The 14,023-nt window shown below is 73.0% G+C and carries 13 protein-coding genes; 3 read left to right on the top strand and 10 right to left on the bottom strand.

The window, feature by feature from the left end:
• Positions 1-69 precede the first annotated feature (69 nt).
• Entirely contained in the window at positions 70-1,245 is a 1,176-nt protein-coding gene (locus K4B79_RS37475) for a class I SAM-dependent methyltransferase (RefSeq protein ID WP_232031875.1), read from the top strand.
• Positions 1,246-1,253: 8 nt separating this feature from the next.
• Here K4B79_RS37475 and K4B79_RS37470 read toward each other — a convergent pair whose 3' ends face one another.
• The 6 genes from K4B79_RS37470 to K4B79_RS37445 all read right to left on the bottom strand — a co-directional run bounded on the left by K4B79_RS37470 (position 1,254) and on the right by K4B79_RS37445 (position 8,290).
• Positions 1,254-2,519, bottom strand: a complete 1,266-nt coding sequence (locus K4B79_RS37470) for an RNA polymerase sigma factor (RefSeq protein ID WP_232031874.1) — start codon at positions 2,517-2,519, stop codon at positions 1,254-1,256.
• An 82-nt stretch (positions 2,520-2,601) separates the two neighbouring features.
• Positions 2,602-2,958: a YciI family protein gene (locus K4B79_RS37465; protein WP_232031873.1), complete on the bottom strand. Its 357-nt coding sequence runs from the start codon at positions 2,956-2,958 to the stop codon at positions 2,602-2,604.
• A 147-nt stretch (positions 2,959-3,105) separates the two neighbouring features.
• Positions 3,106-4,518, bottom strand: coding sequence for an FG-GAP and VCBS repeat-containing protein (locus tag K4B79_RS37460; RefSeq protein WP_232031872.1), 1,413 nt, complete (start codon positions 4,516-4,518; stop codon positions 3,106-3,108).
• A gap of 88 nt (positions 4,519-4,606) precedes the next feature.
• Positions 4,607-5,662 carry an LCP family protein gene (locus tag K4B79_RS37455; RefSeq protein WP_232031871.1) on the bottom strand — a complete coding sequence of 352 codons (1,056 nt, stop codon included), beginning with the start codon at positions 5,660-5,662 and terminating at the stop codon, positions 4,607-4,609.
• A gap of 106 nt (positions 5,663-5,768) precedes the next feature.
• Positions 5,769-7,157, bottom strand: coding sequence for an endo-1,4-beta-xylanase (locus K4B79_RS37450; protein ID WP_374208559.1), 1,389 nt, complete (start codon positions 7,155-7,157; stop codon positions 5,769-5,771).
• Between the two features lie 83 nt (positions 7,158-7,240).
• Positions 7,241-8,290, bottom strand: a complete 1,050-nt coding sequence (locus K4B79_RS37445; protein ID WP_232031870.1) for a LacI family DNA-binding transcriptional regulator — start codon at positions 8,288-8,290, stop codon at positions 7,241-7,243.
• 119 nt (positions 8,291-8,409) lie between these two features.
• On the opposite strand from K4B79_RS37445, the gene K4B79_RS37440 reads away from it, so the two are divergent.
• Positions 8,410-10,719, top strand: coding sequence for a beta-xylosidase/alpha-l-arabinosidase (locus K4B79_RS37440; RefSeq protein ID WP_232031869.1), 2,310 nt, complete (start codon positions 8,410-8,412; stop codon positions 10,717-10,719).
• A 57-nt stretch (positions 10,720-10,776) separates the two neighbouring features.
• Positions 10,777-11,295 (top strand): hypothetical protein, encoded by a 519-nt coding sequence (locus K4B79_RS37435; RefSeq protein ID WP_232031868.1) that lies wholly within the window; start codon positions 10,777-10,779, stop codon positions 11,293-11,295.
• On the opposite strand, the gene K4B79_RS37430 is transcribed toward K4B79_RS37435, so the two are convergent.
• From K4B79_RS37430 to tsaB, 4 genes are read right to left on the bottom strand one after another with little or no spacing between them, the layout of a single operon-like run.
• Positions 11,246-11,503, bottom strand: coding sequence for a hypothetical protein (locus tag K4B79_RS37430; protein WP_232031867.1), 258 nt, complete (start codon positions 11,501-11,503; stop codon positions 11,246-11,248). The genes K4B79_RS37435 and K4B79_RS37430 overlap by 50 nt on opposite strands.
• Complete coding sequence (tsaD, locus tag K4B79_RS37425; protein WP_232031866.1) at positions 11,500-12,585, bottom strand: tRNA (adenosine(37)-N6)-threonylcarbamoyltransferase complex transferase subunit TsaD; 1,086 nt, start codon at positions 12,583-12,585, stop codon at positions 11,500-11,502. The genes K4B79_RS37430 and tsaD overlap by 4 nt, the downstream gene beginning before the upstream one ends.
• Entirely contained in the window at positions 12,578-13,153 is a 576-nt protein-coding gene (locus K4B79_RS37420) for a GNAT family N-acetyltransferase (RefSeq protein ID WP_232031865.1), read from the bottom strand. Before K4B79_RS37420 ends, tsaD begins: the two co-directional genes overlap by 8 nt.
• Positions 13,150-13,806, bottom strand: a complete 657-nt coding sequence (tsaB, locus tag K4B79_RS37415) for a tRNA (adenosine(37)-N6)-threonylcarbamoyltransferase complex dimerization subunit type 1 TsaB (RefSeq protein WP_232031864.1) — start codon at positions 13,804-13,806, stop codon at positions 13,150-13,152. Before tsaB ends, K4B79_RS37420 begins: the two co-directional genes overlap by 4 nt.
• Positions 13,807-14,023: the final 217 nt, after the last annotated feature.

Raw genomic sequence — 14,023 nt, 5'->3', positions numbered from 1 at the left:
GCCCCCTCGAACCCCGGATGACACCGCCGCCGGAGGCGGACCATCCACCGACTGGCCCACAATGACCCGGTGAACGACCTCGCTCCCCTCCTCACCCCCGAGGGCCGTGCCCTCCTCGACGAAGTGCGCGGCACCGCCCCCGCCGACGAGCTCGCCGTCGCCACCCGGCTGCGGCGCGAGCACCCCGCCGAGCTGGTGTCGGCGGCGCTCGGCCAGGCGCGGCTGCGGCAGCGGGCGGCGGCGAAGTTCGGGGCCGAGGACGCCGGGCGGATGTTCTTCACGCCGAACGGGGTCGAGCAGTCGACCCGGGCGAGCGTGGCGGCGTACCGGGCGCGGCGCCTGCGCGAGCTGGGGGTCACCTCCGTCGCCGACCTGTGCTGCGGGATCGGCGGTGACGCGATCGCGCTGGCGCGGGCCGGGATCCGGGTGCTGGCGGTGGACCGGGACCCGCTCACCGCCGCCGCGGCGCGGGCGAACGCCGACGCGCTCGGGCTCGCCGGCCTGGTCGAGGTGCGGGAGGCGGACGTCACGGACGTGGACACGAGCGCGTACGACGCCGTGTTCGTCGATCCGGCCAGGCGGGGCGGGCGGGGCCGGATCTTCGATCCCGAGGCGTACTCACCGCCGTTGTCCTGGGCCGTGGAGGCCGCCCGCAGGGCCCCGCACGCGGCCCTGAAGGTCGCCCCCGGGATCCCCCACGAGGCCGTGCCCTCCGAAGCCGAGGCCGAGTGGATCTCGGACGGCGGGGACGTGAAGGAGGCGGTGCTGTGGTTCGGCACCGGGGCGACCGCGCCGGGGACCGTCAGGGCGACCCTGCTGCCGGGGCCGCGCTCGCTGCTCGGCCGGGGGCTGCCCGACCCCGAGGTCCGGTCCGTCGGGCGGTACCTGTACGAGCCCGACGGCGCCGTCATCCGGGCCCATCTGGTCGCCGAGGTCGCCGAGGAGCTGGACGGCGGGCTGGTCGACCCGACGATCGCCTACGTCACCTCCGACGCGCTGCGGCCGACGCCGTACGCCTCCGCGTACGAGATCACCGACCGACTCCCCTTCAACGTCAAGAAGTTGAAGGCCCTGCTGCGGGAGCGGGAAGTCGGGATCCTGACCGTGAAGAAGCGCGGGTCGGCGGTGGAGCCGGAGGAACTGCGGCGCAAGGCGCTGCCCAGGCCGCAGGGGTCGAACGCGGTGACGGTGTTCCTGACGCGGGTGGCGGGGGCACCGACGATGTTGTTGGGGCACCCTGTGTGACTGAGCCGTCAGGACGCCTCCGCCGCCCGCCTCAGCAACAGCTCCCGCTCCCGTTCGTTCCGTGTCAGCGAGGCGGCCCGCTCGAACTCCGCGCGGGCCTCCGCCGTACGGCCGAGCCGCAGCAGCAGGTCCCCGCGGACGCTCGGCAGCAAGTGGTAGTCGCGCAGGGCGGGTTCGGCGGTCAGGGCGTCGACGATCTCCAGTGCCGGTTCGGGTCCGGAGGCCATCGAGACGGCGACCGCGCGGTTGAGTTCGACGACCGGGGAGGGGGCGCGGGCGGCGAGCAGACCGTAGAGGGTGGCGATGGCCCGCCAGTCGGTCTCCTCGTAGGAGTACGCGTGCGCGTGGCAGGCGGCGATGGCGGCCTGGAGGGCGTAGGGGCCGGGGGCGCCGGTGGCCGTGGCGTCGGCGCGGGACAGGGCCTTGATCCCGCGGGCGATGAGCATGCGGTTCCAGCGGCTGCGGTTCTGGTCCTTGAGGAGGACCGGTTCGCCGCGCGGGCCGGTGCGGGCGGCCGTGCGGGCGGTCTGGAACTCCAACAGGGCCGTGAGGCCGTGCACTTCGGGTTCCTTGGGCATCAGGGCGGAGAGCACACGGGCCAGGCGCAGGCCGTCCTCGCAGAGGGAGGGGCGCAGCCAGTCGTCGCCGGCGGTGGCCGCGTACCCCTCGTTGAAGATCAGGTAGATGACGTCCAGGACGGATCCGAGCCGGGCCTCGCGGTCGGGGCCGTAGGGCACCTCGAAGGCGATGTTCCTCGTGGCGAGGGTCCGCTTGGCGCGCACGATGCGCTGGGCGACCGTCGCCTCCGGGACGAGGAAGGCGCGGGCGATCTCCGGGGTGGTCAGGCCGCCGAGCAGACGCAGGGTGAGGGCGGTGCGGGCCTCGGCGGACAGCACCGGGTGGCAGGTGGTGAAGACCAGCCTGAGCAGGTCGTCGTCGATGTCCTCGGGATCGGCGGGCTCCTCCGCCGGGGCCACCGTCGACAGGTCCCGGCCGATCTCGGCGAGCTTGCGGGCGTAGTTCTCGCGGCGGCGGACCAGGTCCACGGCCCGGTGCCGGGCGGTGGCCATCAGCCAGGCGCCCGGGTTGTCGGGGACGCCGTCGCGCGGCCACTGCTCCAGGGCGGCGACCAGCGCGTCCTGCGCGAGTTCCTCGGCGATGCCGACGTCCCGGACGACACGGGTGACGCCGGCGATGATGCGGGGCGACTCCATGCGGAAGACGGTCTCGACGGAGGTGCGGGCATCGGTGCGGGAGGGCTGTGAGGTGGTCACAGCCCTCCATTCGACACCGTTACGGCCGTCCGGCCAAGGAAGGCGAACCGGTCCGCGGGCCCGGAGGACGGGACACGGGCCCTCAGCCCTCCACGATCTCCCGGACCTCGCAGGTGACCGTCCAGTGCTCCTCGTGCACCTTCAGGAAGCGCTTGGTCCACTCGACCGCCTCGGCCATGTCCTTGGCCTGCACGATCGCGTAGCCGCCGACGACCTCCTTGGCCTCGGTGAAGGGCCCGTCGGTGACCGACAGCTCACCGTTCTCCCAGCGCACCCGGGCCCCCTGCGCGGTCGGCGTCAGCCCGGCCGTGTCGAGCAGTACCCCGGCCTTCGTCATCTCCTCGATCAGCTCGCCCATCCGCTGCATCAGGGCGTCGCTGGGGCCCTCGGCGGGGGCGGTCTGCTCGTCGATCCGGACCATCGACAGGTAACGCGGCATGGTGACTCCTCGGTCGCTGCGGGGCCGGTCCTTTCCGGCCTCCCACCAGTGCGTCGATCGGGCGAGGCCGGGATCGACAGGCCCCGCGGATTTCTTCGGAGATTTTTCCGGGCCCGGCCTGTGGCTCCGGCCTGTGCTACCGGCCTGCTACGACAGCGCCCCGCCGAACCACGCATGCGCGACCGGCGCCCCGACCGTCCGGGGGCCGAAGGTGAACGCCGCGTCCGTCACGATGCCCGTCGGACGCCCGCGCAGCGACCAGACCGCGCCTTCACCGGTGCTCGCGCCTTCCTCCATGTTCTCGCGGGGCGCCGCCGCCGCGAGGTCCGCGTAACCGTTGCGGTTGACGTCGAGGAGGCCGACCGAGCCGCCGAAGTTGTCGCTCGCCTCCACGGCCCCGGGGACGCCCTTGGTGTCCTGGGTGAAGCCCTGGGCGCCCTTGCCGGTCAGTCCGTCGCGGCCGCCGTACAGGACGGTGACCATGCCCGCCCCGTCGTCGTGGCCGAGCTCCTCACCGGGCGCGCCCACGGCCACGTCGTCGTAGCCGTCGCCGTTGATGTCACCGGCCGCCACCGCGGCGCCGAAGAGGTCCTCGGCCTCCTTGCCGCCGGGGACTCCGGCGGTGTTCTGGCTGTACGTCTTCCAGGTGGACCTCGGCCTCAGACCGGAGGCGGAGCCGAGGGCCACGGTGACGGTGGAGTAGTTCGTTGCGCCCCGGACGACGTCGTCGTAGCCGTCGCGGTTGATGTCGCCGAAGGCCACCTGGCCGTCGCCCTCGGGGGCCTCGTAGCGGGTGAAGGCGTCCCCGGAGGGTCCGGAGGAGGTGGCCAGGTAGAAGCGGGAGGTGAAGGCGCCCTCGCCGACGTAGTCGGTCAGCGCGAGGTCGTCGCGGCCGTCGCCGTTGACGTCCCCGGCAGCGGCGTACACCACGTCGTCGTACTTGAGGTCGGTCGCGCCGAAGGCCTTCGTGCCGGCCGGCTTCCCGGCCCGGGACACCGGGCCCCGCCAGACGGTGGCCTCGGTGCCGAGCGGGTCGTCGCCCGGGGAGCGGCCGCCGCGGAACAGGACCAGGTCCTGCCTGCCGTCGCCGTCGAAGTCACCGGCCTGGGTGGTCGCCGCGGGCACGGACACCCCGCCGGACAGACCGCTCTTGCCGCCCCAGACGACGACCGCGTCCCGGGTCGGGGAGGCCTGTCCGACGATCAGGTCGGTGCGCCCGTCGCCGTCCAGGTCCCCCGTGGACAGCTGGAGGCCGAAGTTCTCGCCCGCGGCGGGGCCGCCCGGGATGCCGCTGGTGGAGCGGCTGATGACGGTCCGGCGGTCCTTGGTCAGGCCGTGCGGGCCGCCGTACATGACGGCGACGTAGCCCGCCCCCTTCTTGCCGCCGACCGTGGCGATCGGGGCGGCGACGGCGAGGTCCTGGTGGCCGTCGCCGTTGAAGTCGTCCTGGACGGACTTCGGGGCGGCCGCCGCAGCGCCGCCCGCCAAGGCGGGGACACCTCCGAGCGCGAGCACTCCGGCGATCACCGGTACGGACCAGACTGTGTACGAACGTGACATGGACACCGAGAATCCCCCTGGTTACGGCAATGCGGTCACCGCAACAGACAGCGTGGGGCGCCCGATGGTTGTAACCGTCGGTCCGCGTTCAGCGCAGCGACTTCCACAGCTCGCTCGCCTCCGGCTCGTCCGCCACCACCCGGTTGGCGTTCCACGGCGCCGGTACCACCGGCATCGTCACCGTCGTCACCTCGTCCGCCGACAGCCCGCGCAGCGACTCGCCCAGTTCCATCAGCTCGCTCAGCGAGTCGAGTCCGGTGTCGGTGGTGAGGCTGGTGGTGATCGCGTCGGCGACGGAGTACAGCTCGGTGGGGTCGGAGAGCAGGTTCGTCGCGGAGATCCGCTCCAGCAGGGCCTTCACCAGCTTCTGCTGGAGGCCTATGCGGCCGAGGTCGCTGCCGTCGCCTATGCCGTGCCGGGTGCGGGCCAGGGCGAGGGCCTGGGTGCCGTTCAGTTCGTGCGTGCCGGCGGGCAGCTTCAGGTGGCTGTCGACGTCGTCGATGTCCTGGTCCGTGGTGACGGTGACCCCGCCGAGCGCGTCGACGAGCTTGGCGAAGCCCGCGAAGTCGATCTCGATGTAGTGGTCCATCCGGACATCGGTGATCGACTCGACGGTCTTGACCGCGCACACGGCCCCGCCCACCGAGTAGGCGCTGTTGAACATCGCGCCGTAGGTCTGCCTCGTGCTGCCCCCGGAGGGCGTCGGGCAGGACGGGCGGGTGACGAGGGTGTCGCGCGGGATGCTGACCACGGTCGCCGCGGTCCGGCCGGCGTCGAGGTGGACCACCATCGCCGTGTCGGAGCGGGCACCCTCGCTGTCGCCGCCGCCGAGCTCCTGGTTCTCCTTGCCGCTGCGCGAGTCCGAGCCCAGCACCAGGATGTTCAGGGAGCCGGTGGGCAGCGGGGAGGCGGACGCGGTGCCGGACGGCGTCGGTGTCGTCATCGCCTTCGGCGGACGGTTGTCGCCGAGCGCGCTGTCGATGTCGACGCTCTTGATGTTGCTGTTGAGGTGCCAGTAGGCCCAGCCCGCCGCGGCGATGCCGAGTACCAGGGCCCCGGCGAGGGTGAGGCCGGCGGCCTTCAGTACGGTCGACCGCCGGCCCGCTCGTCTGCCGTCGTCCCCGTTCGCGTTGTCTCCCGTCACGATCAGGAACGTACGTCCGAATTATTACGGCCAGCGATGCCAGACCGGCCTTTCTTCGGAAATTCTCAGACTTCTCTGCTTGAAGGGATCATTCCGCTACCGAACGTCATCCGAGGGTGACCATGGGTACCGGATTGCTCCCGCTCCACGAGCCGTTGAACCCGAACGTCACCGAACCGCCGTCGGGCACCGTCCCGTTGTAGGAGGCGTTGGAGCAACGGACCGTCGCCCCCGACTGGGTGCAGGTCGCGTTCCACGCCTGGGTGATCCGCTGGCCCGCGCCGAAGGTCCAGTCCGCCTTCCAGGACGACAGCGCGGCCCCCGAGCAGGCGATCCGCACCTGCCCCGTGAACCCGGTGTCCCACTGGCTGGTCACGCTGTAGGCCGCGGTGCACGCGCCCGTCGGCGGGGTCGTCGTCCCGCCGAGGGCTTCGTGGATCGCGCGGTACGCCGGTTTCGGCTGGTAGTTCTCGTCGTACGGCGTCGCCGCGCCCTGGCCCGGGAAGGTGTCCGGGATCCAGGAGTCGGAGTCGGTGAAGCCCCAGACGGTGGCACCGGTGCAGCGGGAGACCGCGAGACAGGCGTTCATGACGGCCTTGTAGTCGGCGGCCTGCTGGGTCAGCTTGGCGGAGTCCGCCGGGAGTTGCATCCGGATGTCCAGCTCGGTGATCGCCACGTCCAGGCCCAGGTCGGCGAAGCGCTGGATGTTCTGCTGCATGGTCGAGGGCACCTGGCCGAGGATGAGGTGCGCCTGGAGGCCGACCCCGTCGATCGGGACGCCGCGTGCCTTGAGGTCCCGGACCAGGTTGTACAGGGCGGTGCTCTTCGCGTTGACGCCCTCGACGTTGTAGTCGTTGATGTACAGCTCGGCGGCCGGGTCGGCGGCGCGGGCCGCGGTCAGGGCCTGGGCGATGTAGTCGACGCCGAGGCCGTTGTACCAGAGGGTCTGGCGGTAGCTGCCGTCCTCGTTGAACGGCTCGTTGACCACGTCCCAGGCGGCGACACGGCCCTTGTACCGGCCGACCTCCAGGGCGATGTGGTCGTTCATCAGCTGGCTCAGCTGGGCCGGCGTCCAGGTGCCGTTCGCCAGCCAGTTCGGGTTCTGGCTGTGCCAGACCAGGGTGTGGCCGCGGACCTCCTGGCCGTGCGCCTCGGCGAAGTCGACGATCTGGTCCGCCTCGGCCCAGTCGAAGCTGCCCCGGGTCGGCTCGACCGAGCCCCACTTCATGGCGTTGCCCGGGGTGAGCCAGTTGAACTGCGCCCCGGCGATCTCGCCGTAGGTCCCGGTGAGCTTGGAGCCGGTGACCGCGGTGCCGATGACCTTGCCCTTGGCGTCGGCGAGGTCGCGCAGCGGGGGGTCGGCGGCGTGCGCGGAGGGGGCGCCGACCAGTGCGGCGAGGCAGGCGACGAGGGCCGCCAGGGCCCAGCCGCCTCTCAGGGATCCCAGGGATCCCAGGGATCTCCTGCGCGGGGTTCCGATGTGCGGGAGTCTCATGTGCGGGTGCCTCCGAAAGTTTCGGCCGTGCATCCGATTGACTTCGGAGGAGTGTGGGCGCACCCGTCCCACCCGTCAATACATCAGCTTCCGGCCGCGGCCGTACTGCTGCGCACCACCAGACTCGTCGCCAGCTCCACCCGGGTCGCCGCCGGAAGCTGCTGTTCGCGCCCCAGGTCGAGGACCAGCTTCGCGGCCGCCTCGGCCATCTCGGTCAGCGGCTGCCGCACGGTCGTCAGCGGCGGCCCCACCCAGCGCGCCACCGGCAGGTCGTCGAACCCGACCACGCTGAGGTCCTCCGGGATCCTCAGGCCCAGCTCGCGCGCGGCCTCGTACAGCCCGAGCGCCTGGAGGTCGTTGAGGGCGAAGACGGCGGTGGGCCGGTCGGGCCGCCGCAGCAGCTCCAGGCCCTGCCGGTAGCCGGCCTCGTGGTGGAAGTCGCCGGGTCTGATCAGCTCGGGGTCGACGGGCAGCCCGGCGGTCTCCAGCGCGGCCCGGTAGCCGTCGATCCGGGCCCGGCTGCACATCATCCGCGAGGGTCCGCTTATGGCGCCGATCCTGCGGTGCCCGAGCTCGATCAGATGCCGGGTGGCGGCGAGCCCGCCCTGCCAGTTGGTGGCACCGATGGAGGGCACGTCGGCGCCCGGGTCGCCGGCCGGGTCCATCACCACGAAGGGGATGGACCGGCTGTTGAGGAGGGCGCGCTGGGACTCGTCGAGCCCGGACAGCACGAGGATCACGCCGTGCGGGCGGCGGGCGGCGACCTGGTCGGCCCAGGTGCGCCCGGGGGTGAGGCGCCCGGCGCTCTCGCTCAGCACCACGCTCAGCCCGGCGTCCCGGGCGACGTTCTCCACACCCCGGATGACCTCCATCGCCCACGCGCTCTCCAGCTCGTGGAAGACCAGGTCGATCAGGGGCGAGCGGCTGGCCTCGGCGCGCCGTCGCCGGTAGCCGTGGGCGCGCAGCAGTTCCTCCACGCGGGTGCGGGTCGCGGGGGCGACGTCGGCACGGCCGTTGAGGACCTTCGAAACTGTCGGCGCCGAAACGCCGGCCTCGCGGGCGATCTCGGCCAGCGTGGCGGTCTGCGCGGACCGGCCTGCCGTCCGGGTTTCTGCGGGCTCCGGGGGTGTCATGGCGGCGATCGTATCCCTGCGCGACCTCTTGACGAACCCTTCCTACCGCCCTAGGTTCCCAAAACATTCGAATGACGCCTCGAAACATTCGCGAGAGGGCTCACCCCGACAGGAGTTTCATGACCACCGCGCCCTGGCGTGACCCCGCCCTGCCCGCCGCCGCCCGTGTCGACGACCTCCTCTCCCGGATGACCCTGGAGGAGAAGACCGCCCAGCTCTACGGCGTGTGGGTGGGCGCCACCACCACGGAGGGCGGTGAAGTCGCGCCCCTCCAGCGCGAGATGACCGCCGATTACGACTGGGACGAGCTGATCACCCACGGACTCGGCCAGCTCACCCGCCCCTTCGGCACCGCCCCGGTGGACCCGGCGCTGGGCGCGCAGGCACTGGCCCGCGCCCAGCGCCGTATCGTCGAGGCCGGCCGCTTCGGCATTCCGGCGCTGGCCCACGAGGAGTGCCTGGCCGGCTTCACCGCCTGGCGGGCCACGGCCTACCCGGTCCCGCTGGCCTGGGGCGCCACCTTCGACCCGGACCTGGTCGAGGAGATGGCCCGGCGGATCGGCCAGGACCTGCGCTCGGTCGGGGTCCACCAGGGACTCGCCCCGGTCCTGGACGTCGTACGCGATCTGCGCTGGGGGCGGGTCGAGGAGACGATCGGCGAGGACCCGTACCTGGTGGGCACCATCGGCGCCGCCTACGTCCGGGGCCTGGAGTCGACCGGGATCGTCGCCACGCTGAAGCACTTCGCCGGGTACGCCTCCTCGGCCGGCGCCCGCAACCAGGCACCCGTACGGGCCGGCGTCCGGGAGCTCACGGACATCACCCTGCCGCCCTTCGAGCTGGCGCTGCGCGAGGGCGGGGCCCGCTCGGTGATGGCCGCGTACACCGAGACGGACGGCGTGCCCTCCCACGCGGACCCCGGTCTGCTCACCCGACTCCTGCGCGAGGAGTGGGAGTTCACCGGCACGGTGGTCGCCGACTACTTCGGGGTCCGCTTCCTGCACACCCAGCACCGGGTGGCGGGCAGCGAGGCCGAGGCGGCGCACGCGGCGCTGACCGCGGGCCTCGACGTCGAGCTGCCCACCGTGGAGTACTACGGCACTCCGCTGCTCCGGGCCGTGCGGGCGGGCGAGGTCCCCGAGTCCCTGATCGACCGGGCGGCCCGCCGCGTCCTGCTCCAGAAGTGCGCGCTGGGCCTGCTGGACGAGGACTGGGACCCGGAGCCGGCCGAGCGCATCGACCTGGACTCGACGGCGAACCGCGCCCTGGCCCGCCGCCTGGCCGAGGAGTCGGTGGTCCTGCTGGACAACCCGGACGGGCTGCTCCCGCTGGCCCCGGACACCCGGATCGCGGTGGTCGGGCCGCGTGCCGCCGACTCCCTGGCGATGCTCGGCTGCTACTCCTTCCCCTCGCACGTCCTCACCCACCACCCCGAGGTGGCGCAGGGCATCGAGATCCCGACGGTGCTTCAGGCGCTGCGGGCCGAACTCCCCGACGCCAAGGTCACGTTCGCGGAGGGCTGCGGGGTGTCCGACCCGGACACCGCCGGCTTCGAGGAGGCGGTGGCGCGGACCGCCGAGGCGGACGTGTGCGTGGCGGTGCTCGGCGACCGGGCGGGCCTGTTCGGCCGCGGCACCTCGGGCGAGGGCTGCGACGCGACCGACCTGCGACTGCCGGGCGTCCAGGCCGAGTTGCTGGACACCCTGGTGGCGACCGGCGTCCCGGTGGTCCTGGTCCTGCTCACCGGCCGTCCCTACGCGCTGGGCCGCTGGGCCGGCCGCCTCGGCGCGGTCGTCCAGGCGTTCTTCCCGGGGGAGGAGGGCGGTCCGGCGGTCGCGGGAGTACTGTCGGGCCGCGTCACGCCCTCCGGGCGCCTGCCCGTGAGCGTCCCCCAGCTGCCCGGCGGCCAGCCCTGGACCTACCTCCAGCCCCCGCTGGGCCTGCGCGTCGACATCAGCAACCTGGACCCGACCCCGCTGTACCCCTTCGGACACGGCCGCTCCTACACCGAGTTCACCTGGACGGACTTCGACGGCACCGCCCCGGACATCACCACCGACGGCTCCTACGACCTGTCCCTCACGGTCCGCAACACGGGCGAGCGGGCGGGCGCCGAGGTCGTCCAGCTCTATCTGCACGACCCGGTGGCCACGGTCACCCGGCCGGACGTCCGCCTGATCGGTTACCGGCGGCTGGAGCTGGAGCCGGGCGAGGCCCGAAGGGTGACCTTCCGCTTCCATCCGGATCTTTCGGCCTTCACCGACCGTTCCGGCCGCAGGGTGGTCGAACCGGGCACCCTGGAACTACGGTTGGCGGTGTCCAGCGCACAGGCGCGGCACACGGCCCGGCTCACCCTCACAGGACCGGTGCGGGAGGTGGGCGCGGACCGTCGGCTGCGCTGCGAGACGGAGGTGTCGGGCGTGGCGTGACCCGGCACCGGACGCACGGGGGGTGCGATGATCCGGTATGTCCATCACGAGTTCAGGATGGCCATCGCCGCGTGGTTCGCGCTGATCGTCACGGCGGGAGTGGCGTTCGGCGTCCGCGGTCCATCGACGCTGAGAGAGGACTGGTGGGACGTCCTCGGGATCGTGACCGGGGTCCTGGTGCTGTTCTGCGCCCTGCGGGCGACACGGATCCCCGTCCTCGGCCTGGTCCCGGAACTGGAGACCGCGCCTCTGCGGCACGTCCCCTACGACCACTGGTCCACGGACCGGTGGACCCTGCTCCAGCCCCAGATGCGGAAGTCGACGGTCATCGGCGCCCTCGCCCCCGTGGCGGTGCTGCTGCCCGTGTCCCTGCTGTGGGAGCCGTACGTGGTCGTGGGCCTGGTGTACTGGGCGGTCGACCCGTCGGTCCGCGGCTCGGTCGCCGCCCGCCACGAGCGCCGGTACGGCGTGCTGCTGTGGCTGGGACGCAAGGGCAGGGACCCGTCGGAGTACTACTACACCCCGGTCAGTCCGGGTCCACCGCCTCGAACCGCCACCGATGCACCGCCCGGGTGACCAACTCCCCATCCGGCTCAGGGAGTTCGGGCAGCTCGGCGTCCAGGTCCGCGTCCCACCAGGTGATGACGAGGACCCGGTCCTGCGGCCCCCGGAAGGTCTCCCGGCGCAGCGGCACCCGGGAGGTCCGCTGCCGCCGCGCCCACGCCAGCAGTTCCTCGCCCCGGCCCTCAGGGGCCCGGGCCTCCCACATCAGGGCGATCGTCACGGGTAGAGGTTCTCCTTGCTGACCTCGTGCACATGGTCGTGGCCGGGCACGTGCGGGTCGGTCACCGGCAGCGAGGAGTCCGCCGACAGGTCCCAGTCCGAGGCGCGCCGGTTCCGCGCCACCATCTCGGCGCCCAGGGCGGCCACCATCGCGCCGTTGTCGGTGCACAGCTTGGGCCTCGGCACCCTGAGCCGGATCCCGGCCGCCTCGCAGCGCTCCTGGGCCAGGACCCGCAGACGCGAGTTGGCGGCCACCCCGCCGCCGATCATCAGGTGGTCGACGCCCTCGTCCTTGCAGGCCCGTACGGCCTTGCGGGTGAGCACGTCGACGACCGCCTCCTGGAAGGAGGCCGCCACGTCGCGCACCGGCACCTCCTCCCCCGCCCCCCGCTTCGCCTCGATCCAGCGGGCCACGGCCGTCTTCAGCCCCGAGAAGGAGAAGTCGTACGCCGGGTCGCGCGGCCCGGTCAGTCCGCGCGGGAAGGCGATCGCCTCCGGGTCGCCCTCGCGCGCGTACCGGTCGATGACCGGGCCGCCGGGGAAGCCCAGGTTCAGCACGCGGGCGATCTTGTCGAAGGCCTCGCCGGCCGCGTCGTCGATGGTGGAGCCCATCGGCCGGACGTCGGAGGTGATGTCACTGGACAGCAGCAGCGAGGAGTGGCCGCCGGACACCAGCAGCGCCATCGTCGGCTCCGGCAGCGGGCCGTGCTCCAGCTGGTCGACGCAGATGTGGGAGGCGAGGTGGTTGACGCCGTAGAGCGGCTTGCCGAGGGCGTAGGCGTACGCCTTGGCCGCGGAGACGCCGACGAGGAGGGCGCCGGCGAGGCCCGGGCCCGCGGTGACCGCGATGCCGTCCAGGTCCTTCGCGCTCACCCCCGCCTCCTTCAGGGCGCGTTCGACGGTCGGCACCATCGCCTCCAGGTGGGCCCGGGAGGCGACCTCCGGCACGACACCGCCGAACCGGGCGTGCTCGTCGACGCTGGAGGCGACGGCGTCGGCCAGCAGGGTGGTGCCGTGCACGATGCCGACGCCGGTCTCGTCGCAGGAGGTCTCGATGCCGAGGACGAGGGGTTGGTCAGCCATTGATCTCGGTTCCTTGTGCGTTCACGGAGGTGGCCGGGTCGGTGAGGCGCATCACCAGGGCGTCGACGTTGCCCGGCTGGTAGTAGCCGCGGCGGAACCCGATGGCCTCGAAGCCGAAGCGCTCGTACAGCTTCTGCGCGCGGACGTTGTCGACCCGGCACTCCAGCATCACTTCGGCGCAGTCGAACTCGGTCGCGGCCCGCAGCAGTTCGGTCAGCAGCCGCGCGCCGAGGCCGGTGCCCCAGTGGTCGCGGGCGACGGCGATCGTCTGGACGTCGGCACCGACGGTGGAGTCACCGTCGGCGGCGGCTGCCCCGGCCTCGGCCTCGGAGGAGGGGTCGCCGGAGGCACCCGAGGAGGCCAGTCCCGCGTATCCCACCACCCGGTCGCCCACCTCTGCGACGAGGTAGCGCCGGGTCGCGCCCGGCCCGCGGGAGTGGGCGAGCTCCGACCAGAACATGCCCCGGGACCAGGCGTCCTCGGGAAACAGCTCCTTCTCCAGCTCCAGTACGGGGTCGATGTCCCACCAGCGCATCTCGCGCAGCCGAGGAGTCACGGTGTCGGTCACTTGGGCGTGACCACCTTGTAGTTCTTGGGGACCTGGGCGTCGGGGCGGCGCAGGTACAGCGGCCGGGGGGCGGGCAGTTCCTCGCCCGCGGCCAGTCTCTCGGCGGCGAGGGCCGCGAGGGAGGCGGCCGAGACGTGCTCGGGCTCGTGGGCGACGGGGAAGGTGTCCGGGTACAGCAGCGCGCCCGCGCCGACCGCCGGCAGCCCCTTCACCCGCTCGGCGATGTCGGCGGGCCGGTCGACGGCCGGCTCGGTCAGCCGGGTGCGGGAGTCCGCGTAGCGCGCCCAGTAGACCTCCTTGCGCCGGGCGTCGGTCGCCACGACGAAGGGCCCCTTGTCGATGTCGGCCGCGTGGGCGAGGCCGTCCAGCGTGCAGACGCCGTACACGGGGACACCGAGCGCGAGCCCGAAGGTGTCGGCGGTCATCAGGCCGACGCGCAGGCCCGTGTACGGGCCGGGGCCGGTGCCGACGACGACACCGGTGACGGCGTCCAGTCGCAGACCGGCCTCGGCGAGCACCCGGTCCACGGCCGGCAGCAGCAGTTCCCCGTGCCGGCGCGCGTCCACCTGGCTCGACGAGGCGATGACGTCCGTGCCGTCGTGCAGCGCGACGGTGACGGCGGGGGTGGCGGTATCCAGAGCGAGCAAGAGCACGCAAACAGCCTACGGCGCCCGGGACCCGTCCGGCGGACACGGTCACGGGCGCCCAGGGGTGCCCGACCGGCGCGGGTGGGCGGGGAGGGGGCCACGGGCGCGACCGCGAGGCGGCGCGGGGGACGCCGTCCCCCGGGCGGCCCTCGGACGGACCCCGGGGCCCCCGGGACCGATGCCGGGCGCCCGTGTCGGAGCTCCGGGCGGGACGGTCACCTGC

This window comes from Streptomyces lincolnensis (genome assembly GCF_021173675.1).
Lineage (GTDB): Bacteria > Actinomycetota > Actinomycetes > Streptomycetales > Streptomycetaceae > Streptomyces > Streptomyces lincolnensis_B.
This window is presented reverse-complemented; position numbering and strand designations above follow the sequence as displayed.